This is a genomic window from Bradyrhizobium sp. MI1.3 (assembly GCF_055811695.1).
Genome location: NZ_JBVVPQ010000016.1, coordinates 94,270 through 115,423 on the forward strand (window position 1 = coordinate 94,270; position 21,154 = coordinate 115,423).

The 21,154-nt window shown below is 64.0% G+C and carries 18 protein-coding genes and 1 pseudogene; 11 read left to right on the top strand and 8 right to left on the bottom strand.

Going from position 1 to position 21,154, the window contains the following annotated elements; all coding sequences use genetic code 11:
- Positions 1–275 precede the first annotated feature (275 nt).
- The 8 genes from AC0L3A_RS14510 (at position 276) to AC0L3A_RS14545 (ending at position 10,389) form a co-directional block, all read left to right on the top strand.
- Positions 276–2,405, top strand: coding sequence for an acetate--CoA ligase family protein (locus AC0L3A_RS14510; RefSeq protein WP_473254629.1), 2,130 nt, complete (start codon positions 276–278; stop codon positions 2,403–2,405).
- A gap of 196 nt (positions 2,406–2,601) precedes the next feature.
- Positions 2,602–3,450: an IclR family transcriptional regulator gene (locus AC0L3A_RS14515; protein ID WP_007593306.1), complete on the top strand. Its 849-nt coding sequence runs from the start codon at positions 2,602–2,604 to the stop codon at positions 3,448–3,450.
- A 108-nt stretch (positions 3,451–3,558) separates the two neighbouring features.
- On the top strand, positions 3,559–4,359 hold the full coding sequence (locus tag AC0L3A_RS14520; protein ID WP_007593304.1) for an NYN domain-containing protein: 801 nt from the start codon (positions 3,559–3,561) through the stop codon (positions 4,357–4,359).
- 86 nt (positions 4,360–4,445) lie between these two features.
- Positions 4,446–6,248: an adenine deaminase gene (locus AC0L3A_RS14525; protein WP_473254630.1), complete on the top strand. Its 1,803-nt coding sequence runs from the start codon at positions 4,446–4,448 to the stop codon at positions 6,246–6,248.
- Between the two features lie 153 nt (positions 6,249–6,401).
- Positions 6,402–8,192: a glyoxylate carboligase gene (gcl, locus tag AC0L3A_RS14530; RefSeq protein ID WP_473254631.1), complete on the top strand. Its 1,791-nt coding sequence runs from the start codon at positions 6,402–6,404 to the stop codon at positions 8,190–8,192.
- 11 nt (positions 8,193–8,203) lie between these two features.
- Positions 8,204–8,989 carry a hydroxypyruvate isomerase gene (gene hyi, locus AC0L3A_RS14535; protein ID WP_473254632.1) on the top strand — a complete coding sequence of 262 codons (786 nt, stop codon included), beginning with the start codon at positions 8,204–8,206 and terminating at the stop codon, positions 8,987–8,989.
- Positions 8,990–9,002: 13 nt separating this feature from the next.
- On the top strand, positions 9,003–9,890 hold the full coding sequence (locus tag AC0L3A_RS14540; RefSeq protein WP_219680918.1) for a 2-hydroxy-3-oxopropionate reductase: 888 nt from the start codon (positions 9,003–9,005) through the stop codon (positions 9,888–9,890).
- A 115-nt stretch (positions 9,891–10,005) separates the two neighbouring features.
- Positions 10,006–10,389, top strand: a complete 384-nt coding sequence (locus AC0L3A_RS14545; protein WP_007593296.1) for a DUF1236 domain-containing protein — start codon at positions 10,006–10,008, stop codon at positions 10,387–10,389.
- A gap of 43 nt (positions 10,390–10,432) precedes the next feature.
- On the opposite strand, the gene AC0L3A_RS14550 is transcribed toward AC0L3A_RS14545, so the two are convergent.
- The 3 genes from AC0L3A_RS14550 to AC0L3A_RS14560 form a co-directional block, all read right to left on the bottom strand.
- A complete protein-coding gene (locus tag AC0L3A_RS14550) occupies positions 10,433–10,810 on the bottom strand; it encodes a VanZ family protein (RefSeq protein ID WP_007593295.1) in 378 nt (125 codons plus the stop codon).
- A gap of 76 nt (positions 10,811–10,886) precedes the next feature.
- Complete coding sequence (locus AC0L3A_RS14555) at positions 10,887–11,489, bottom strand: thiamine pyrophosphate-dependent enzyme (protein ID WP_007593294.1); 603 nt, start codon at positions 11,487–11,489, stop codon at positions 10,887–10,889.
- Between the two features lie 10 nt (positions 11,490–11,499).
- Complete coding sequence (locus AC0L3A_RS14560; protein ID WP_007593293.1) at positions 11,500–12,066, bottom strand: thiamine pyrophosphate-binding protein; 567 nt, start codon at positions 12,064–12,066, stop codon at positions 11,500–11,502.
- 267 nt (positions 12,067–12,333) lie between these two features.
- Between AC0L3A_RS14560 and AC0L3A_RS14565 the strand changes: the two are divergent.
- From AC0L3A_RS14565 to AC0L3A_RS14575, 3 genes and pseudogenes are all read left to right on the top strand, one after another.
- Positions 12,334–13,384: pseudogene (locus AC0L3A_RS14565) on the top strand (hydroxyacid dehydrogenase).
- A 116-nt stretch (positions 13,385–13,500) separates the two neighbouring features.
- Complete coding sequence (locus tag AC0L3A_RS14570) at positions 13,501–13,950, top strand: flagellar basal body rod protein FlgC (protein ID WP_007593291.1); 450 nt, start codon at positions 13,501–13,503, stop codon at positions 13,948–13,950.
- A 193-nt stretch (positions 13,951–14,143) separates the two neighbouring features.
- Positions 14,144–14,356: a hypothetical protein gene (locus AC0L3A_RS14575; RefSeq protein WP_007593289.1), complete on the top strand. Its 213-nt coding sequence runs from the start codon at positions 14,144–14,146 to the stop codon at positions 14,354–14,356.
- A gap of 4 nt (positions 14,357–14,360) precedes the next feature.
- Here AC0L3A_RS14575 and AC0L3A_RS14580 read toward each other — a convergent pair whose 3' ends face one another.
- From AC0L3A_RS14580 to AC0L3A_RS14600, 5 genes are all read right to left on the bottom strand, one after another.
- Positions 14,361–14,939: a GNAT family N-acetyltransferase gene (locus tag AC0L3A_RS14580; protein ID WP_007593282.1), complete on the bottom strand. Its 579-nt coding sequence runs from the start codon at positions 14,937–14,939 to the stop codon at positions 14,361–14,363.
- 6 nt (positions 14,940–14,945) lie between these two features.
- Positions 14,946–17,303 carry an Orn/Lys/Arg family decarboxylase gene (locus tag AC0L3A_RS14585; protein WP_473254633.1) on the bottom strand — a complete coding sequence of 786 codons (2,358 nt, stop codon included), beginning with the start codon at positions 17,301–17,303 and terminating at the stop codon, positions 14,946–14,948.
- Positions 17,304–17,406: 103 nt separating this feature from the next.
- The gene (locus AC0L3A_RS14590; RefSeq protein ID WP_473254634.1) at positions 17,407–19,611 is read right to left on the bottom strand and encodes a xanthine dehydrogenase family protein molybdopterin-binding subunit; all 2,205 of its coding nucleotides are present in this window, start codon (positions 19,609–19,611) and stop codon (positions 17,407–17,409) included.
- A gap of 7 nt (positions 19,612–19,618) precedes the next feature.
- Entirely contained in the window at positions 19,619–20,635 is a 1,017-nt protein-coding gene (locus AC0L3A_RS14595) for an FAD binding domain-containing protein (protein ID WP_007593279.1), read from the bottom strand.
- On the bottom strand, positions 20,632–21,123 hold the full coding sequence (locus tag AC0L3A_RS14600; protein ID WP_007593272.1) for a (2Fe-2S)-binding protein: 492 nt from the start codon (positions 21,121–21,123) through the stop codon (positions 20,632–20,634). The genes AC0L3A_RS14595 and AC0L3A_RS14600 overlap by 4 nt, the downstream gene beginning before the upstream one ends.
- Positions 21,124–21,154: the final 31 nt, after the last annotated feature.

Here is a 21,154-nt window from a genome sequence, read left to right on the forward strand (position 1 = left end):
TTATTAACGGGAAAGTTTTTGGCATACCAAATACCAGAATGTCAAGCTGCCTATTTTTTGCAGCGTTCTAAGGTGCGCTGCAGCTTGACAAGTTGGCTTCTGGCATACCAAATGCCATCGCCAGCCATTTTTGATCCAAGCCGGCGGAGTAATCTCGGCTTTATGCCACTCCGTTCCGCGACATGGAACAGAGCGCGGCGAATGGAAAGCATCACGGGCAGCCGCAACACGCGCGCGCTTCGAGAACGCAAGAACCAAGGTCAAGGGAGAGCCACATGTCCAATTCCAAAGATGCCGTCCGCAAGGTGCTTGACCAGGTCAAGGCGGACAAGCGCACCAGCCTGACCGCGCCGGAAGGCAAGCTGGTCTGCGACGCCTACGGCATTCCAGTGCCGAAGGAGGGTGTGGCGAAATCGGCCGGCGAGGCCGGCAAAATGGCCGCCTCGATGGGCTTTCCGGTGGTGATGAAGATCGTCTCGCCGGACATTCTCCACAAGACCGAAGCCGGCGGCGTCATCGTCGGCCTCAAGACGGCCGAAGACGCCGAGAAGGCCTACGAGACGATCCTGTCCAACGCCAGGAAGTACAAGTCCGACGCCAAGATCGAGGGCGTCCAGGTGCAGCAGATGCTGGCCGGCGGCACCGAAGTGATCGTCGGGTCGATCACCGATGCCTCGTTCGGCAAGCTGGTTGCCTTCGGCCTCGGCGGCGTGCTGGTCGAAGTCCTGAAGGACATCACCTTCCGCCTCGCGCCCGCGACCAAACAAGACGCGCTGTCGATGCTCGACGGCATCCAGGCGCATGAAATTTTGAAGGGCGTTCGCGGCGGCGAGCCGGTGAACCGCACGGCGCTTGCGGATGTCATCGTCAAGGTCTCGCAGCTCGTCACCGATTTCCCGGAGATCGTCGAGCTCGATCTCAACCCGGTGTTCGCGACGGCCAAGGACGCGATCGCGGCCGACGTCCGCATCGTCGTCGACTTCGCTTACGTGCCCAAGCCGAAGCCGCGCCCGACCGAAGAGATCGTCGCGGCCATGAGCCGCATCATGCAGCCGAAGGCCGTTGCCGTGGTCGGCGCTTCGGCCGAGGACGGCAAGATCGGCAATTCCGTGATGAAAAACCTCATCAACGGCGGCTACAAGGGCGACATCTACCCGATCCATCCCAAGGCCGCCGAGATCCTCGGCTACAAGGCCTATAAGAGCGTCAAGGACGTGCCCGGCGTGATCGATACCGCGGTGTTCGCCATTCCCGCGAAGTTCGTCGCCGCGGCGCTCACCGAATGCGGCGAGAAGAAAATTCCCGGCGCGGTTCTGATCCCGTCCGGTTTCGCGGAAGCCGGCGCGCCGGAGCTGCAGGCCGAGATCGTCGAAGTCGGCAAGAAGTACGACATCCGCCTGATGGGCCCGAACATCTACGGCTTCTATTATACGCCTGCCAATCTCTGCGCGACCTTCTGCACCGCCTATGACGTCAAGGGCCACGCGGCGCTGTCCTCGCAGTCGGGCGGCATCGGCATGGCCATCATCGGCTTCTCGCGTTCGGCCAAGATGGGCGTGTCCGCGATCGTCGGCCTCGGCAACAAGTCCGATATCGACGAGGACGATCTGCTCGCCTTCTTCGAGCAGGATCCGAACACCAACCTGATCGCGCAGCACTGCGAAGACCTCAAGGACGGCCGCGCCTTTGCGGAAGCGGCAAAGCGCGTCTCCAGGAAAAAACCGGTCATCGTGCTCAAGGCCGGCCGCACCTCGGCCGGCGCGAAGGCGGCCTCGTCGCACACCGGCGCGCTCGCCGGCAACGACAAGATCTACGAGGACGTCCTCGCGCAGTCCGGCGTGATCCGCGCCCGTAGCTTGCGGCAACTGCTCGAATTCGCCCGCGGCGTGCCGGTGCTGCCGACGCCGAAGGGCGAGAACGTGCTGATCATCACCGGTGCCGGCGGGTCGGGCGTGCTGCTGTCGGACTCCTGCGTCGACAACGGCCTGTCGCTGATGTCGATGCCGGCAGATCTCGATGCTGCCTTCCGCAAGTTCATCCCGCCGTTTGGCGCGGCCGGAAATCCCGTGGACATCACCGGCGGCGAGCCGCCGATCACCTACGTCAACACGGTGAAGCTCGGCCTGACGGACGAGCGCATTCATTCGCTCATCCTCGGCTACTGGCACACCATCGTCACGCCGCCGATGGTGTTCGCCCGCAACATGGTCGAGGTGAAGAAGGAGATGGAGGCCAAGGGCTTCGTGAAGCCGATCGTCGCCTCGCTCGCCGGCGACGTCGAGGTCGAGGAGGCCGCCGAATATCTCTACCAGAACGGCATCCCGGCCTATGCGTATTCGACCGAGCTGCCGGTCGAAGTCCTCGGCGCCAAGTACAAATGGGCGCGCGGAGCAGGGCTGCTCTGAGGCTGCCTTCGCCTCTCCCCGCCTGCGGGGAGAGGCCGGAATTTGCACAGCAAATTTCGGGTGAGGGGCACTCTCCGCGAGTCCGTCTCTCACCGTCTTCGCGGAGATAGCCCCTCACCCCGACCCTCCCCCCGTAAGAACGGGGCGAGGGAGGGCAGGCGGCTCGCGTCTTGTCTGATTGGCAATGCAGGTCGCGATGAGCAAGAACGTGATCCGACGCAAATCGATCGAGCCCCGATCGTCATCGGAGCCTGACCACGACGCGCGCGACGGCGGCGTGCAATCCGTTGATCGCGCGCTGTCGATTCTCGAAACATTGTCCGAAGACGACGAAGGCTATCGCCTCAGCGATCTCGCCGTTCGCACCGGGCTCTCGGCCTCGACCGTACACCGCCTGCTGGCGACGCTGGAAAGCCGCCGCTTCGTGCAGTTCGACCGCGCCGAATCCAAATGGCATGTCGGCGTGCGCAGCTTCACGGTGGGCGCGAGCTTTGCCCGGCGGCGCAATTTCAGCGCCCAGGCTATCCCCTATTTGCGCAAGCTGCGTGATCTCACCCGCGAGACCGCCAATCTCGCCGTGGTCGACGACGAGTTCATCATCGTGCTGACCCGCATGGAGAGCCGTGAAATCATGCGTTCGCTGACCAAGGTCGGCGGCCGCGTTCCGATGGTAACGTCGGGCGTCGGCAAGGCGGTGCTCGCGACCTATTCCGACGAGGACGTCGGTGCCGTCATTCGCCATCACGGCATGCCACGCCTGACCGAGAAATCGATCGTGCGACCAAGCGACCTGTTCAAGGAGCTCGCGACCATCCGCAAGCAGGGTTTTGCGATCGACGACGAGGAAGCCGAGATCGGCCTGCGCTGCGTTGCCGCCGTGGTCTACAACGCGCTTGCCGAGCCGTTGGCGGCGATCTCCGTTTCCGGCTTGACCAGCAGGGTCACCGATGCGCGGCTGCCGGAGATCGGCCGTGTGGTGCGCGAGGTTGCGGCGGAACTGACGGCCGCGCTCGGGGGTGTGACCCCGGTCGCGAAGCCAGCCTGACCCCGGTTCGCGGTCCGTCGTGGCCCGTTGAAGAAATCAGCTCTGGCGGCAGCTGCCCCGACATCGGTATATCCACGCACCGTTGTCGCCTCCTTTTTAGGAAAAGTCATGCCGTCAGAGCTCCGTTCGCCCCGTCTCGCTGTCCTGATCGATGCCGACAACGCTTCGGCAAAGATTGCCGATGGACTGTTCGAGGAGATTGCCAAGATCGGCGAGGCCAGCGTTCGCCGCATCTACGGCGACTTCTCCAATGCCAGGTCCAGGGGCTGGGCCGACATCCTTTCCAAACACGCCATCATCCCGCAGCAACAGTTTGCCTATACGACCGGAAAGAATGCCTCCGACATCACCCTGGTCATCGACGCGATGGACCTGCTTCACAGCGGCCGGTTCGACGGCTTTTGCCTGGTGTCGTCGGATAGCGATTTTACCCGTCTGGCCGCCCGGATCCGGGAGCAGGGCATCGATGTCTTTGGGTTCGGCGAACAGAAGACGCCGGAGAGCTTCCGGCAGGCCTGCCGAAGGTTCGTCTACACGGAGAACCTGCTTGCCGCGCCGGCGCACACCCAGGACGCCGCTTCGAGATCGAAATCGCTTCAGCCGCTCGATGCCGCGACCCCCATCATCAAGAAGGTCATCACCCAGATGGAGAGCGAGGACGGCTGGGTCACGCTCGGGGAAGTCGGCCGCCAACTTGCCAATCTCGCGTCCGATTTCGATCCGAGAACGTTCGGCTTCCGCAAGCTGAGCGACCTCGTGCGCAAGACCAATTCCTTCGAGATCGACGAGCAGAACGGGAGGTCAATGCGGATTCGGGTCAAGCCCACTGCCGCAGCGGCCCCGAGACGACGGAACTCGCGCAGGCCCGCGAGGTCAGGGGCGGCAGGCGCTTCGCCGCCTAAGGCGTAAGCAGGGCCTGCCGTTATATTTGCGCTTGCCCGGTCCGGCGCAGGGCGTAACCATCGCGGGGACCGTAACGCCACGCGAGGGTCCCGATGACCAGACTTACCCGCTTCGCCGTCGCACCGTTGCATTCGATGACCCGGCGTCTCGCCGATGTGGCCTCGGCGCGGGTCGCGCCGGATCTCGTCGTCACCGGCGCGCGGGTGCTTTCGACCTATTCGGAGCGCATCCATCAGGGACGTGAGGTCTGGATCACCGGCGGCCGCATCGCGGCGGTGAAGCCGGCTGGAATAGCCAAGAAGGCCTGGAGCGGCGTCACGACCTACGATGCCGCGGGCGGCATTATCGCGCCGGGCCTGGTTGATCCGCACATCCACATTGAATCCTCGATGGTGACGGCCTGCGCCTATGCCGAGGCCGCCCTGCTCAACGGCACCACCACGATCTTCTGCGACAGCCACGAGATCGGCAACGTCATGGACGTCGCCGGCGTCGAGGCGATGCTGGAGGACGCGCGCGAGGCGCCGCTGTCGATCTTCTTGACAGTGCCGAGCACGGTGCCCGCGACTTCGGCCGCACTGGAGACTGCGGGCGGCGACCTCACACCGGACAAGATCGCCGGCCTGTTCGACCGCTGGCCGGAGGCTGTCGGGCTCGGCGAGAAGATGGATTTCGTGCCCGTGACCATGGGCGATGAGCGCAGCCACGCCATCCTCGCCGCCGCCCTGAAGCGTGGGCGGCCGGTGTCCGGCCATGTCTATGGCCGCGAATTCGTTGCGGCTTATGCGGCATCCGGCGTCACGGATACCCATGAGGCGATCGACCGCGACATCGCCGACGATTTGCTCGATGCCGGGGTCTGGGTCTTCCTGCGCGGGGGACCGCCGACCACACCGTGGCACTCGCTGCCGCAGGCGATCCGCACTATCACCGAGCTCGGCGCTTCGCACAAGCGCACGGCCGCGTGCACCGACGATCGCGACGCCGATGATCTCCTGCTGTTCGGTCTCGACTGGGTGGTGCGGGAGGCGGTGAAGGCGGGAATGTCGCCCGAGCAGGCCTGGTCGATGGGCTCGCTGCATGGCGCGACGCGCTTCAACATGGACAGCGATATCGGCGGGCTCGGCGGGGGGCGCCGCGCCGATCTGGTGCTGATGGACGACAATCTGAAGCCGCAATGCACCTGGTATGGCGGCGAGCTGGTGGTCGAGAACCGCAAGATCACGCCGCGGCTCGATCAGGCATTGTCGCAGCGATATCAATACCCGAAGGCGGCCTACGCGACTGTGAAGCTGCCGGAGAAGCTGAAGCTGACGCCGGAGCTGCCGGCGAAGGCCTGCACCGTCAACGCCATCAAGACCGCGTTGCCCGGCATCACGCTGATCCATGAGAAGATCGAGATCGAGCCGGCCAAGGATTGGCCGGAATTGTTCGCGCGCTACAGCCTGTGCTTCGTCACGGTGGTCGAGCGCCACGGCAAATCGGCCGGCAATGTCGCCTATGGCCTCTTGAAGGACTTTGGCCTGAAGCGCGGCGCGGTCGCCTCCAGCGTCGGGCACGACAGCCACAACATCATCGTTGCCGGTACCAACGAGGCCGACATGCAGGTCGCGGTGGCCGCCATCAAGGAGCAACAGGGCGCCGTCTGCCTCGTCGCCGAGGGCAAGGTGAGGGCGCTGGTGCCGCTGCCGATCGCCGGTCTGCTGTCCGACAAGCGCGTTACCGAAGTGGCGGAAGAGGTCAAGGTGCTGAAGAAAGAATGGGCGGAAGCCGGCTGCACCATCCCCTACATGGGCTTCAATTTGATTCCTCTATCGGTCATTCCGGAAATTCGCATCACCGACAAGGGCCTCGTGCTGGTGCCGCAGATGGAGCTGGCGCCGCTGTTCGAGTGAGCGCTTTCACGCGAGTCTCGACCTAACCGACTGAAGCCGCCGCGATTTTTTCGCGGCTGCCGCATCGTGGAAAATAAAATCGATCTCGTTGAGTGAAGCCCTCGCGGGCCCGATGATCTCGCTCGAGCCAATGCAACTCAAGCGAGGTCCGATATGGCGAAGATGCGAGCCATCGATGCTGCCGTGCGAATTCTGGAGAAGGAAGGCATCTCGACTGCCTTCGGCGTTCCCGGGGCCGCGATCAATCCGCTTTACTCGGCGCTGAAGAAGCGCGGCTCGATCCGCCATATCCTGGCGCGCCATGTCGAGGGGGCCTCGCACATGGCCGAGGGTTATACGCGGGCCAAGGCGGGCAATATCGGCGTCTGCATCGGAACCTCGGGGCCGGCGGGCACCGACATGATCACCGGGCTCTATTCGGCGATCGCCGATTCCATCCCGATCCTCTGCATCACCGGCCAGGCGCCGCGGGCGCGGCTCTACAAGGAGGATTTCCAGGCCGTCGACATCGAATCGATCGCAAAGCCCGTGACCAAATGGGCGGTGACCGTGCGGGAGCCCGGGCTGGTGCCTCGCGTGTTCAGCCAGGCCTTTCACATCATGCGCTCGGGAAGGCCTGGCCCGGTCCTGATCGATATGCCGCTCGACGTGCAGCTCGCCGAGATCGAGTTCGACGACGAGACCTATGAGCCGCTGCCGGTCTACAAGCCCACCGCGACGCGCAAGCAGGTGGAGAAGGCGCTGGAGATGCTCAACGCGGCCGAACGGCCGCTGATCGTCGCGGGCGGCGGCGTGATCAATGCCGACGCCTCGGATTTGCTGGTGGAATTCGCCGAGATCGCCAACGTGCCGGTCGTGCCGACGCTGATGGGGTGGGGGGCCATCCCCGATGACCACGTGCTGATGGCCGGCATGGTCGGTCTTCAGACCAGCCACCGTTACGGCAATGCCACCATGCTCGAATCCGATTTCGTGCTGGGCATCGGCAACCGCTGGGCCAATCGCCACACCGGCTCGGTCCAGACCTACACCAAGGGCCGCACCTTCGTGCATGTCGACATCGAGCCGACCCAGATCGGGCGCGTGTTCAACCCCGACCTCGGCATCGTCTCGGATGCCAAGGCCGCCCTTGAGCTTTTCGTCACCGTCGCCAGGGAGTGGCGCCGGTCAGGCAGGTTGCGCGAGCGCCAGGCGTGGCCCGCTTCCTGCCGCGACCGCAAGAAAACGATGTTGCGCAAGAGCCATTTCGACAACGTTCCGATCAAGCCGCAGCGCGTCTACGAGGAGATGACCAAGGCCTTTGGCCGTGACACCTGCTACGTCTCCGTGATTGGCCTGTCGCAGATTGCCGGGGCGCAGTTTCTGGGGGTCTACAAGCCGCGCAACTGGATCAATGCCGGGCAGGCCGGGCCGCTCGGCTGGACGCTGCCCGCGGCGCTCGGCGTGCGCGCGGCGTGTCCGGATCGCGACATCGTCGCGCTCTCCGGCGACTACGACTTCCAGTTCCTGATCGAAGAGCTCGCGGTCGGGGCGCAATTCAATCTGCCCTACATCCACGTCGTCGTGAACAACTCCTATCTCGGCCTGATCCGCCAGGCCCAGCGTGGCTTCGACATGGACTATCACGTCCAGCTCTCCTTTGAGAACATCAACGCGCCCGAGCTCGGCGGCTATGGCGTCGACCATGTTGCGGTCGCCGAAGGCCTCGGCTGCAAGGCGATCCGCGTCACCGACCCGAAAGACTCGCAGGCGGCGTTCGCGACCGCGCGCGAATTGATGGCCAAGCATCGCGTGCCCGTGATGGTCGAGTTCATCCTCGAACGTGTCACCAACATCGCGATGGGCACCGAGATCGACAACATCGTCGAATTCGAGGAGGTGCTGGATCTGCCGCTCGACGAGGTCGCGACCGCGCGGTCCGGCGTGCTGCAGCCGGCGGAATAGGGAACAGCATCATGCCGAGATTCGCCGCCAACCTCACCATGCTCTTCAACGAAATGCCGTTCGTGGACCGCTTCGCCGCGGCCAAAGCGGCGGGCTTTTCCGGGGTCGAGTACCTCTTCCCCTATGATTTCGATAAGGCGCTTTTGCGCGAGCAGCTCGACCGCCATGGGCTGACGCAGGTGCTGCACAATCTGCCGGCCGGCAATTGGGCGGCAGGCGAGCGCGGCATCGCGATCTTGCCGGATCGTGTCAGCGAGTTCCGGGACGGCGTGTTTCGCGCCATCGACTATGCCAAGGCACTCGATTGCGAGCAGCTCAACTGTCTCGTCGGCATCGCGCCTGTCGATGCCGACCCGCGTGAGCTCAACGAAACGCTGGTCGGGAATCTGCGGTTTGCAGCTTCGACCCTGGCGCGCGAGAACATCAAGCTTCTGGTCGAGCCGATCAACACGCTCGACATTCCCGGCTTCTTCCTCAACGGCACCGAGCAGGCCGTGCAGCTGGTCTCCGAGGTGCGCTCAAACAATCTGTTTGTCCAATACGACATCTATCACATGCAGATCATGGAGGGCGATCTCGCCCGTACCATGCAGGAATATCTGCCGCAGATCGCGCACATCCAGCTCGCCGACAATCCAGGTCGTCACGAGCCCGGCACCGGCGAGATCAACTTTCCCTTCCTGTTCCGCCATCTCGACGCGATCGGCTATCGCGGCTGGATCGGTTGCGAATACAAGCCGCGCACTACGACGCTGGAAGGCCTGTCCTGGCACGCCGCGCAGACTTTCGAGACCTGAGGAAACCGTAGACATGATCGACATCGGCTTTATCGGACTTGGCACCATGGGACGGCCGATGGCCGGTCATCTTCTGGCCGCAGGCCATCGCGTTCTCCTGCACGATGTCGGGCCGGTCGCACCCGAGCTGATCGCGGCCGGCGGCGTTGACTGCAAGTCAAGCAAGGAGGTCGCGGAGGAGGCGGATGCGGTCATCATCATGGTGCCGGATACCCCGCATGTGGAGGCCGTGCTGTTCGGCAAGGACGGCGTCGCGGGCGGCGTTTCCAAGGGCAAGATCGTGGTCGACATGAGCTCGATCTCGCCGCTGGCGACCAAGGAATTTGCGAAGAAGATCGAGGCGCTCGGCGCGGATTATCTCGATGCACCGGTGTCAGGCGGGGAGGTCGGTGCCAAGGCGGCAAGCCTCACCATCATGGTCGGTGGCCCCGAGCGCGCCTTCAACACCATGAAGCCGATCTTCGACCGGATGGGAAAGAACGTCACCCGCGTCGGCGCCAATGGCGACGGCCAGACGACGAAGGTCGCCAACCAGATCATCGTCGCGTTGACGATCGAGGCGGTCAGCGAAGCGCTACTGTTCGCGTCGAAAGCCGGTGCGGATCCGGCGCTGGTGCGGCAGGCCCTGATGGGCGGCTTTGCGTCGTCCCGGATTCTCGAAGTGCATGGCGAGCGCATGGTGAAGCGCAATTTCGATCCCGGCTTCCGCATCGAGCTGCACCAGAAGGATCTCAACCTCGCGCTTGAAGGCGCCCGCGCGCTCGGCCTGTCGCTGCCGAGCACGGCAGTGGCGCAGCAACTATTCTCGTCCTGCGCCGCGCATGGCGGCAAGGGCTGGGATCACTCGGCGATGGTGCGCGCGCTGGAACTGATGGCGGGCCACGAGATCGCGGCGGCCTGAACTGTTACCGGGTAACAGTCTCCGGTTTTGGTGCCGTCTAGATCGGGCGGGGAACCGGAACAATGATCCGGCCCCGCGGTTGAAGGCGCACAACAATCACTGGAGACATAAGCACATGAAAACCCGTCTTGCGATTTCGTTGGCTGCCGCGTCGCTGCTGGCGTCGAGTGCGGCCTTTGCTCAGTCGACGACCGAAGAGGGCGCCAGGAACGGCGCACGCGCGGGCGGCGACATCGGCGGCCCGGTCGGAGCGATGGTCGGTGGTACCGTCGGGGCGGCGGTCGGCGCTGGTCTGGAAATCCCGAATGCGATCCTCGGCGGAATTCCGCGTGATGATTCGGTCGTGGTCCACGAGCGCGTCGTGGTCGGCGAGCCGCTGCCGCCGACCGTGGTGCTGCGGCCCGTGCCGAACTACACCGAATATCGCTATGCGGTCGTGAACGATCGCCGCGTGATCGTGGAGCCGCGCACGCGCCGCGTCGTCAAGATCATCGACTGATCGATCAGAGCGTGAGCTTTGAAGAGACGGGCCCTGCGGAGCGTCACTCCGCGGGGCCTTGACTCGAGAGGGCCGAATTTGCGCGAAACCGCATCATGGCCCAATCGGCGATGGCCGCCAGCGCGAAGCCGATGCAGGTGGTGCCGGCATCGACCAGAAAGTCCTCCAGCCGCGGATGTCGTCCCGGTGCCCAGAATTGCATCAGTTCGAGCAGGCCGATCAGCACCACGGCGATGGCTGTCGCCGACAGGCGGCGGCGCGGATAGGCGAAGCCGAAGGCTAGTCCCACCAGGACGAAGGCAAGGGCATGCTCGCCGTCCTGGCCAAGGTCGGAATGGGGCCGCAGGCCGGGCGGACCGAGGGTTGCAAAGGCGACGGCGGCGGCAAGCAGCCAGGCAGAGGAGCGAACCAAAATGGACATCCGCACCGCTTAGCACGGATTGCAGCAGCTTGCCGAGGCGCCGGGATCAGATCGCCGTGTAGTTAATGACGAAACGTTAAAGCGGCTCGCGCACGCCCAGGCCGTGCATGAAGCGTTCCCGGATTTGTACGGGATCGCGTCGGGTGGCGCCGACGCCGGGCTTGTCATCGATACGAACGGCGATCAGGCTGGGCTCGCCAGCCGACATGGCTTCCTCGACCAGACGCTCGAAATCCTCCTCGTCCGCGGCCCAGGCGCTGTTGGCAAGCCCGGAGCCGGTCGCGATGGCGACGATGTCAGCTACGTTCGCGGCCGGTGTCGGCTGCGCGCCGGTGATCTGGTAGATGCCGTTGTCCATCACGATCATGACGAGATTTTTCGGCTTCAACGCCGCGATCGTCGAGAGCGCGCCGAGCTGCATCAGGAGCGAACCATCGCCTTCGAGCGCAAAGACGCGCCGGTCCGGTTGCGCCAGCGCCACGCCCAGCGCGATCGGGAAGGCGAGGCCCATGCTGCCGAGCATGTAGAAATTCTGCGGACGGTGGCCGGCGGCCCAGAGGTCGAAATTGGTGTTGCCGATGCCGCCGATCACGGCTTCCTCGTGCTCGAGTTTCGCGATCAGGCGCGAGGTGACGTCGAAGCGGCTCATCACTTTGGTGTTGCGCGCGTCTGTCTTCATTTGGCCGTCCTCACTTGTCGAACACCTTGCCGCCCGTGAGCAGCGGGTTGAGGATCAGCGCGACTGGCGCCTGCGTCGTGATGGCCTGCTTGATCGAACGGTCGGCAATGAATTCGAGCTCGTCGAGCCGGGTGATGGTGTGATGCTCCAGCGCCAGCGAATCCAGCACCGGACGCATGGTGCGGCAGACCAGTGACTGGCCGTAATTGAATTCGCCGAGCGTGCCGCGCTCAGACACGAACATGATCAGCGGAATCTGGTAGGGCACCGCAAGCGAGGCCAGCACGTTGGCGAGCGTCGCAAACCCCGAGGTCTGCATCAACACCGCGCCCCGTCGTCCGCCCATCCAGGCGCCCGAGACGATGCCGACGGCCTCCTCCTCGCGGGCGGTGGCAAAGGTGGTGAAGAACGGATCGGCGTGCAGGTTCTTGATCAGCGGCGTCAGCACGCGGTCGGGCACGTAAGGGACGAGGCTGATCTCGTTCCGCTTCAGCGTTTGCAGGACGATGCCGTGCCAGCTCTTGTCGCTGGAGGTCTGCGCCGCCTCGGACGAGGTCTGTTGCTCCGCAATCGGCATTGCGTTCTCCCTTCGGCCGCACATGCTTCTTGGTTTTTTGCCTTTGTCGTGGCCATCGTCTTGGCCGTCGCGGCGGTCTGCCGAACTTGACGCAGGCAGCGGGATTGTCAACATGTCCGGGCTGCACCGTGATCTGCGCCAGACGGCCTGCCGCGGCCGGTGCCGCCGTGTCATAAGCGGCAATAACAAGAGAACGGAGGAACGTATGAAAGGATCGCGCGCCGCGCTGGCCCTGCGGATCTCCTGGAGAAAGCCGGAAGGGTCCTGATGTCCGTCAACAGCAAGCGCGTCTTCTACGTTAAATATCTGGCCAATCCGATCTATATCGACATTCTGAAGGCGCGGCCCGACGTCCGGCTCGATCGCATCGAGAACGAGAGCCCCGAGGAATATTTCGCGCCGATCATCGAAGCGGCTCATGTCTACCAGATCGGCGCCGCCCGTGACGAACTGGCCCCGCATTTCCATGTCGATGCTGCCTTCCTGAAGCGCGCGCCGAACCTGCTGCTCGTCTCCAGCAACGGCGCTGGATTCGATCCTGTTGACGTCGAGGCCTGCACCGATGCCGGCGTGCTGGTCGTCAACCAGTCCGGCGGCAACGCCCATTCCGTCGCCGAGCATGCGCTGGCGATGATGCTGACGCTGTCCAAGCGCATCATCCAGTCCGACCGCAAGCTCCGCAGGGAGTCCAACGTCAACCGCAACGAACTCGTCGGCAACGAGATCGAGCACAAGACCGTCGGCATCATCGGCCTCGGCAATGTCGGTCGCCGCATCGCCGCGCTGTGCAAGGGCCTGTTCGGCATGAAGGTGCTGGCCTACGATCCGTACCTGACGGCCGAAATGATGGCCGAGCGGGGCGGCGAGAAGGTCGAGCTCGACGAGCTCTTGCGCCGCGCCGACTTCGTCTCGATCTCCTGTCCGCTCGACAAGGGCAGCCGCAATATGATCAGCGTGCGCGAGTTTGGGTTGATGCAGCCGCATGCGTACTTTATCACCACGGCGCGTGGCTTCATCCACGATGAGGATGCGCTGCTCCAGGCGTTGCGTGACAAGCGCATTGCGGGCGCCGGTCTCGACGTCTGGTCGAAGGAGCCGCCGCCGCCGGAGCATCCGCTGCTCCAGCTCGACAACGTGCTGGCGAGCCCGCATACGGCCGGCGTCACGATCGAGGCGCGCCAGAACATGGGCCGCATCGCCGCCGAGCAGGTGCTGCAGACGCTCGACGGTAAGCGCCCGCCGCGCATCATCAATCCCGAGGTCTGGCCAACGCTATGCCGAGCGGTTCAAGCAGGCGTTTGGTGTGATGCCGGCGTAGGGCGCGCGAAGTCTGATCGTGCTCCGATCGCTGGTTACGAGGATGAAAACAGAAAGCGGCGGATTTTACTGATGGCGTGAGTGAACACGTATGACTTGTCCTGTAGATCAGGGTTCATGAGCATATTTTCGATTGCGACATCCGGACTTTCCGCGGCGAGTTTGCGTGTGAACGTGGCCGCGAGCAATATCGCCAACATTCGCACGACAGGCCCGCTACCTGCGTCAGGCGGATCGAGCACATCGGCCAGTGCGGTCAGTTCGAGCATTAGTCCGACGTTTCCCGCGGCGTATGTGCCGTTGCGAGTCGATCAGGTCGACCAATCGAGCGGCTCGACGCCGGGCGGTACGTTCACGACCGTGTCGGCGGTTTCGCCGAGCTTTACCGCACAATCCGACCCAAGCGCCCCCTTCGCAAACCAGGACGGCCTGGTCGCCGCGCCGAATGTCGATCTCGCCAGCGAATTCGTTCAACTGGCGACCGCGAAGTACAGCTTCATTGCCAATGCGAAGGTCATTCAGGCCTATTCAGAAACGACAGAGTCGCTACTCGACATCACGACGTGATGTCGGCGCGGGCGCTCGTGTCGCGCGCGCCTTCCGCAGGCCCCTAGGCAGGGCGAGGGTGGTTGACGGATTGAGCCGACGACTGTCGGCGGGCGGGAACCGCGCCCCGACCTTGATCCGCATCAAAATCTCCCTCCCGCAATCCGGCTAAATGGGATTAGAGTGAGCGCCGCCGGGGCAGGCAGGAGGTCCCATGTCAACTTATGTGGTCAGGTTCATGAAGGACGTGCTCGGCCAGTACGGCCGGCAGATCGAGGTGTGCCAGGGCACGCTCGAGATCGACGCTTCCGACGAGAACGAAGCCAGAGAGCGGGCGAAGGCGAGGTTTTGCGAGGACCAGGCACTGCACCACTGGTCCTTGCATGCCGACCGCATCCAGGTCAGACCGGCTGACTTTCCGTCGTGAGGGCCTAGCGGCCGGGCGCCGTGACGGGCGGCGGCGCGGTGACGCCCGCACCGAGCGAGCGCTGTACCATGACGGTGTCGGACCAGTGACCGTTGCGATAGGCGACACCGCAGAGCAGGCCGGCGCGCGCGAAACCGAACTTCTCGTGCAGCGCCAGCGAGGGGGCATTGTCGGCATCGATATAGCCGATCATCTGGCGGAAGCCGGCCGCCGCACACGCGTCGATCAACTCCTGCAGCAATAGCCGTCCGACTCCGCGGCCGAGATGGTCGTGGTGCACATAGATCGAATGCTTGGCGGCGTAGCGATAAGCTGGACGCTTGCGGAACAGTACCGCATAGGCATATCCCACGACTTCACCACGAAAGGTCGCGACCAGATGCGGCAGGCGGGTCTGCTTCAGGTTCTTGCGCCGATCGCGCAGATCGTCCGGCTCGGGCGCACCGGTTCCCTCGACATCGCGCGGCACGCCGTTGCGGACGTGATGGCGGTAGATCGCCAGCATCGCATCGACGTCGCTCTCGCGTGAGGGCCGGACCACGACTGGCCCGTCATCCGGGCGCGCAATCGCAGTTTCGTTCATCGGCACCTACCCGGCAACGACGTAAGTATAGAGCCCGATGCGCCCCTGCGCATCGATCTCCTTGTAGACGCCCTGGATTTCCACATCGAAGCCCGGGAACGTGTTGAAGCAGGTCTCGAACATCTTGAGATAATCCAGCATGGGCTTGGCCCGTTCCGTCAGCCGCTCGCCGGGCACGATGGTTGCGATGCCGGGCGGATAGACCACGAAGGGCGTGGTGGCGATGCGGCCCGTGATCGCCTCGATCGGCAGATAGTCGACATCGTTGCGGAACAGGTAGCGCGCGGCATCGCGGGGCGACATCGCGATGTCAGGCATGTGCTCGGGCATGAACTGCCGGGCCTGGAGTGCGCTGACGTCGGCGGCACGGAAGAAACGGTGCATATCGCCGCAGAGATCGCGCAGCCGCACGCCGGCATAGCGCGCCTGCCGTCGCTGGCAGAACTCCGGGATGGCGTCGGCCAGCAGCGCATTGTCGTCGTGCAGCCGCTTGAATGCGACGAGACCGGAGATCAGCGTGCCCGCCTTGCTTGCTTCGACGCCCGGAGTGAGCAGGAAGAGCAGGGAGTTGAGGTCGTTCTTCTCGGGGACGATGCGGTTCTCGCGCAAATATTGCGCGACGACCGGCGCGGGGATGCCGTGCTCGACATAGGCGCCGGTGATGCGATCGAAGCCGGGCGTGAGCAGCGTCAGCTTGTTCGGATCGGTCATGGCAAAGCCCTCGCTGAGGCCAGGGAAGCCATGCCAGGCGCTGTCGGGGGAGAGCTGCCACAGCGCAGGGTTGGTGGCGAGTTCGTCGGTGGAGAGTGTTTCCCAGGCGACGTTGTGGGCGGCGCCGGCGCGGCTGACGTCGGGAATTGCGACGCGGTCGGGGACGAAGGGTTCGAAGAACCAGCGGCGGTCCGGAGTCTGCTCCTTCTCCTCGAACTCCCGGCGCATCGCGCGGATTTTCTTGCGCAACTCGATGCCGAGCCGGATCGTGTCGTCCCACAACACTTCGCCGGAGCGGCCCTTCATCATCTGTGCGCCGACGTCGAGCGAGGCGAACAGCGGGTAGAATGGCGACGTGGAAGCGTGCTGCATGAAACTTTCGTTGAAGCGGCGGTGCTCGACGCGCCGTTTCTGGCCGCGGATGTGACGATCCTTGATGTGGATCTGGGATGCCTGCGAGAAGCTCGCGAGCTGCTTGTGGGTCGACTGCGTCGCGATGATGCCGGGAGCCTCGGGGGGAAGGTTGGTCAGCCCCATGGCGAAGCGGCCGGCATAGAGCGGGTGGAATTTCATGAAGCCGGCCCAAGCCTCGTCGAACAGGATGTGCTCGCAGAGATGGCCGATGCGCTTCAAGATCATCTCGGCGCTGTGAATGGTGCCGTCATAGGTGCACTGCTCGACCACGGCGACGCGGAACGGCCGCTCCTTGCGCCAGGCGTCCTTGTCCGTCACCAAGGGATGATTGCGGATCGTCTCGCGCAAGGTTTTCTCGTCGAGCATGTCCCAGCGCATCGGGCCAATCAGGCCCCAGGCGTTGCGGATGGTCGGCACGTAGACCGGAACGCCGCCATTGATCATCAGCGCGCCATGATGAGCGGCTTTGTGATTGTTGCGGTCGAACAGCACGAGATCGCCGTCGGTGACGAGAGCGCCGAGCGCGATCTTGTTCGATGTCGAGGTTCCGTTGAGCACGAAATAGGTCTTTTCCGCGCCAAAAATCTGGGCGGCTTCCTTCTGCGCCCTTAGCGCGGGACCTTCGTGGGTGAGGAGGTCGCCGAGGTCGAGCACGGAATTGTCGAGGTCGTCGCGGAACACGGACTCGCCGAGATGTTCGACGAACACCCGCCCGATCGGGCTGCGGTTGTAGAACACGCCGCCATTGTGGCCTGGACAGGTCCAGAGCTGGTTGCCCTCTTCGGCATAATCGACCAGCGCGCCGAAGAAGGGCGTCTTCAGCGTCTCCGCATATTGCTTCAGACGGCTGATCAGGTTCTTGGCGATGAAGGTCGGTGTCTCCTCGGACAGGAAGACATAACCGTCGATGAAGTCGAGCACCTCGACCGGCAGATCCTCGAACCGCTTGCGCCGGATCAGGAGGATGATCGGGAAATCGAGGCCGCGCCGCCGCATCAAATTGATCAGCGCCGAGGTCTTGCCCTCCAGGCCCTTCTTGCCCCAGTCCACCACCATGCAGCCGATTGCGGCATCGGTCTGCACCGCCATCTCCGCGTCCTCCAGCTTGCGGGCGCGAACGACCTCGAAGCCGGAACGCTGGATCTCCTCGATGATCTGGTTGAAGCGGACACCTTCGAGGTCGTCGGCGTCGAACACAGGTGCGGCGAACAGGAAGTTGAAGCGCTTGAAATAGTCCATGTCATGTCCCGAATGTGCGAGACCGACAGGTCTCGACACATTTGATGACAGCTGGATGACAGGGAGCGCGATCCCGAGCGGGCCGGGTCGGATGACCATCGGCTCAGTCCAGCAGCTTGTCCAATGTGATCGGGAAGCGGCGGATGCGTTTGCCGGTGGCGTGATAGACGGCGTTTGCGATCGCCGCCGGGACGCCGACGATGCCGATCTCGCCAATGCCCTTGATGCCGAGCCCGTTGATGTGCGCGTCCGGCTCGTCGACGAAGATCACGTCGATGTCGTGAACATCCGCATTCACGGGAATGTGGTACTCGGCGATGTTCGCGTTCATGATCCGACCGAAGCGATGATCCATCACCGTCTCCTCATGGAGCGCCATCCCGATCCCCCAGACCACGCCGCCCATGATCTGGCTGCGGCCGGTCTTGGTGTTCAGAATCCGCCCGGCCGCAACGGCGCTCACGACCCGCGTCACGCGAATGACGTTTAGCTCTTCGTCCACCTTGACCTCGGCGAAGACGGCCGAATGGGTGTTGCGCGCGTGTTTCTTGTCCTCACCGAACTGGTTGAGCTTCTCCTTCTCGATGCGCTCGACGCCGCCATGGCGCATCGCGTCGGCGATCGAGACTGCGCGGCTGTTGTCGCTGGCGCTGGCAATGCTGCCGTCGGTCAGCACCGTATCGACAAGCTCGGCGCCGGCGACCGGCGAGCCTGGCATCTTCCCGGCCAGAGCTAACAGCTCCTTGCGCACTTCCTCGGCGGCTGCGAGCACCGCATGTGCGCTCGAGGCGGCCATCCAGGAGCCGCCCTCGACAGGCGCCTGCGGCAGACTGGAATCTGCGAGCCTGACGCTGATGTTCTCGATTGGCAGGCCGAGTGCGTCGGCTGCGACCTGAGCGACAATGGTGTAGGTGCCGGTGCCGATGTCCGATGCGGCACATGACACCTCGGCATGTCCGTTCGACGTCAGCGCGATACGGACGGCGACCGGCATCTGCAGTGCTTCCCACACACCCGTCGCCATGCCCCAGCCGACCAGCTCCTTGCCGTCGCGCATCGAGCGCGGCACAGGATTGCGTCTGCTCCAGCCGAAGGCGTCCGCGCCGCGCGCGTAGCATTCGCGCAACTGCTTGCTGGTGTAGGGCAGGTTTTCGCTCTGGTCGCGATCCGAGTAGCACTTCAGCCGCAGTTCGACCGGGTCGAGCTTGAGCGCGACGGCGAGCTCGTCCATGGCGCATTCGAGCGCGCAGACGCCCGACGCCGCGCCCGGTGCGCGCATATCGCAAGGCGTGGAGACGTCAAGGTGAACCAGCTTGTGCGCGAAGCGGCTGTTCGGACTCTTGTAGAGCTGTTCGGCCCAGCCGGTATCGTTGCGCGCAAAATCCTCGTAGCGCGAGGTGACGGCAATGGCCTCGTGCGTAACGGCGTCGAGCGTACCATCCGATTTTGCGCCGAGCGCGACGCGCTCGATGGTCATCGGCCGGTATCCGAGCCCGTACATCTGCTGCCGCGTCAGCACGACGCGAATGGACCGCTTCAGCGCGAGCGCGCCGAGCGTTGCCAACACCACCTGATATTGCGGCCGCAAGCCGGAGCCGAAGGCGCCGCCGACGTATGGCGAGACCACGCGAATGTCATCCGGTTTCTTGTCGAACACCCCGCAGAGAAATTTGTGGACGTTCTGGACGCCTTGAGTCTTGTCGTAGATCGTGAGCTTGCCATTGCTGTCCCAGACCGCCGTAGTCGCATAGAGCTCCATCGGATTGTGATGCTCGGTCGGTATCACGTAGTCCGCCTCGTGGCGCACATAAGCTCCCGCAAGAGCCGCTACGGCGTCGCCCCGCGGCTTGTGCGGCTTGTCCTTCTCGGCAGCGTTGCTGCGCTCGCCTTCGAGGTCGGTCGCAAAACCATGCTGCTCATATTCGACCCGCACGAGAGTCGCGGCAAATTTCGCGGTTTCCCAGTCCGCCGCCACGACCAACGCAATCGGCTGGCCATTGAACTTGATCGTGTCATCATAAAGCGGACGGAAAGGCGAGCCTTCCTCGGGCGCTACTTCGTCCTTCCACGAATCGTCCTTGTCGGCCAGTGGCGGACGGTTCGCATGCGTGAGCACGTCGAGTACGCCTTCGACCTGGAGTGCCGTACTGGTGTCGAGGCGGGCAATGCGCCCGCATGGAATGGTGGCCTCGACCACGAAGCCATGGAGGAGCCCGTCCGCCGGAAATTCGCCGGCGTATTTGGCGGCCCCGGTGACCTTGGCTCGGCCGTCGACACGCGACGTTGGCGTTCCGACATAAGCGTTCATAGGGTCCTCACGCGATCTTCTTGTGAGCCTGGGATTGCGGTGTGGCGTTCGCCGCCTGTGTCAGCGTCCGCACGATGGCGCGGCGTGCGAGCTCGACCTTAAAGCCGTTATGTGAGCGGGCCGTTGCTCCCTGGAGCAAGAGATCCGCGGCGTGCGAGAAGTGATCGGGCGTCGCGGCCTGACCGCGCAACGCAGCTTCGGCTTCGAGGCTGCGCCAGGGCTTGTGAGCCACGCCGCCGAGCGCCACGCGTGCCCCGCTGATTGCGTTGCCCTCCAATTCGAGCGCGGCGGCAACCGAGACCAGAGCAAAGGCATAGGACATGCGGTCGCGAATTTTGAGGTAGCTGTAGTTTTGAGCAAAGCCGAGCGGCGGCAGTTCGATCGCCGTGATGATCTCGCCGGTGCCGAGGTTGGTATCGACGTGAGGCTTGTCGCCGGGCACCCGGTGGAAATCAGTTAGCGCGATGGTGCGTTCGCCGGAGGGGCCCGCGATGTGCACGAGCGCATCGAGCGCGGCCAGCGCCACGCTCATATCGGACGGATTGGTCGCGATGCAGGCGGCGCTCGTACCCAGGATCGCATGGTTGCGGTTCAGCCCGTCCATCGCCGAGCAGCCGCTGCCGGGATGTCGCTTGTTGCAGGGCGTGGCCGTGTCATAGAAATAGGCGCAGCGCGTTCGCTGCATCAGATTGCCGCCAACGGAGGCCATGTTGCGCAATTGCGCCGAGGCGCCGGCCAGAATGGCGCTGGCGAGCAGGGGATAGCGCTGCTCGATCAATGGATGATAGGCGAGGTCCGAGTTCGGCACCAGGGCGCCGATGCGCAAGGACCCGTCGGCCGTCCCCTCGACCTTGCGGAGCGGCAGGCGGGAAATGTCGATCAGCCGGGTGGGGCGCTCGACATTCTCTTTCATCAGGTCGATCAGATTTGTGCCGCCGGCAATGAGTTTTGCGCCGGGATCGGCGGCGAGCAGGCGAATCGCGTCGGCGACATCATTGGCTCGGGCGTATAGGAAGTTGTTCATGGCTGGCCCATTGCCTGCTGGATGGCGGCGACGATGTTCGGATAGGCGCCGCAGCGGCAGAGGTTTCCGCTCATCGACTCCCGGATCTCGTCGGTATCTTTGGCACGGCCTTCGACGAGCAGTCCGGCCGCCGAACATATCTGTCCCGGCGTGCAATAGCCGCACTGGAAGGCGTCATGGTCGATAAACGCCTGTTGCAGTGGATGCAGCGCGCCGTCGTTGGCAAGGCCTTCGATGGTCGTGATCTTCGCGCCGTCGTTCATGACGGCGAGCGTGAGGCAGGAATTGATTCGCCGGCCGTCCACCAGCACCGTGCAGGCGCCGCACTGACCATGGTCGCAGCCCTTCTTGGTGCCGCTCAGCGCAAGATGGTCGCGCAAGGCATCGAGCAGCGTGGTCCATGGCACGAGATCGAGCGTGTGACTGACGCCGTTGACGACAAGATGGATCGGAATGCGTTCGGAAATTTGATGCGTGACATCGCCCATGTCCTGCTCCCTGCGACGGCGACCGTGCCGG

Bases quoted from the DNA above. Each gene is read 5' to 3' on its own strand.
- AC0L3A_RS14545 (WP_007593296.1), top strand. From the start codon at position 10,006: ATGAAAACCCGTCTTGCGATTTCGTTGGCTGCCGCGTCGCTGCTGGCG.
- AC0L3A_RS14525 (WP_473254630.1), top strand. From the start codon at position 4,446: ATGACCAGACTTACCCGCTTCGCCGTCGCACCGTTGCATTCGATGACC.
- AC0L3A_RS14560 (WP_007593293.1), bottom strand. From the start codon at position 12,066: ATGCCGATTGCGGAGCAACAGACCTCGTCCGAGGCGGCGCAGACCTCC.
- hyi (WP_473254632.1), top strand. From the start codon at position 8,204: ATGCCGAGATTCGCCGCCAACCTCACCATGCTCTTCAACGAAATGCCG.
- AC0L3A_RS14585 (WP_473254633.1), bottom strand. From the start codon at position 17,303: ATGGACTATTTCAAGCGCTTCAACTTCCTGTTCGCCGCACCTGTGTTC.
- gcl (WP_473254631.1), top strand. From the start codon at position 6,402: ATGGCGAAGATGCGAGCCATCGATGCTGCCGTGCGAATTCTGGAGAAG.
- AC0L3A_RS14540 (WP_219680918.1), top strand. From the start codon at position 9,003: ATGATCGACATCGGCTTTATCGGACTTGGCACCATGGGACGGCCGATG.
- AC0L3A_RS14555 (WP_007593294.1), bottom strand. From the start codon at position 11,489: ATGAAGACAGACGCGCGCAACACCAAAGTGATGAGCCGCTTCGACGTC.
- AC0L3A_RS14600 (WP_007593272.1), bottom strand. From the start codon at position 21,123: ATGGGCGATGTCACGCATCAAATTTCCGAACGCATTCCGATCCATCTT.
- AC0L3A_RS14550 (WP_007593295.1), bottom strand. From the start codon at position 10,810: ATGTCCATTTTGGTTCGCTCCTCTGCCTGGCTGCTTGCCGCCGCCGTC.
- AC0L3A_RS14515 (WP_007593306.1), top strand. From the start codon at position 2,602: ATGAGCAAGAACGTGATCCGACGCAAATCGATCGAGCCCCGATCGTCA.
- AC0L3A_RS14575 (WP_007593289.1), top strand. From the start codon at position 14,144: ATGTCAACTTATGTGGTCAGGTTCATGAAGGACGTGCTCGGCCAGTAC.
- AC0L3A_RS14570 (WP_007593291.1), top strand. From the start codon at position 13,501: ATGAGCATATTTTCGATTGCGACATCCGGACTTTCCGCGGCGAGTTTG.
- AC0L3A_RS14510 (WP_473254629.1), top strand. From the start codon at position 276: ATGTCCAATTCCAAAGATGCCGTCCGCAAGGTGCTTGACCAGGTCAAG.
- AC0L3A_RS14580 (WP_007593282.1), bottom strand. From the start codon at position 14,939: ATGAACGAAACTGCGATTGCGCGCCCGGATGACGGGCCAGTCGTGGTC.
- AC0L3A_RS14590 (WP_473254634.1), bottom strand. From the start codon at position 19,611: ATGAACGCTTATGTCGGAACGCCAACGTCGCGTGTCGACGGCCGAGCC.
- AC0L3A_RS14520 (WP_007593304.1), top strand. From the start codon at position 3,559: ATGCCGTCAGAGCTCCGTTCGCCCCGTCTCGCTGTCCTGATCGATGCC.
- AC0L3A_RS14595 (WP_007593279.1), bottom strand. From the start codon at position 20,635: ATGAACAACTTCCTATACGCCCGAGCCAATGATGTCGCCGACGCGATT.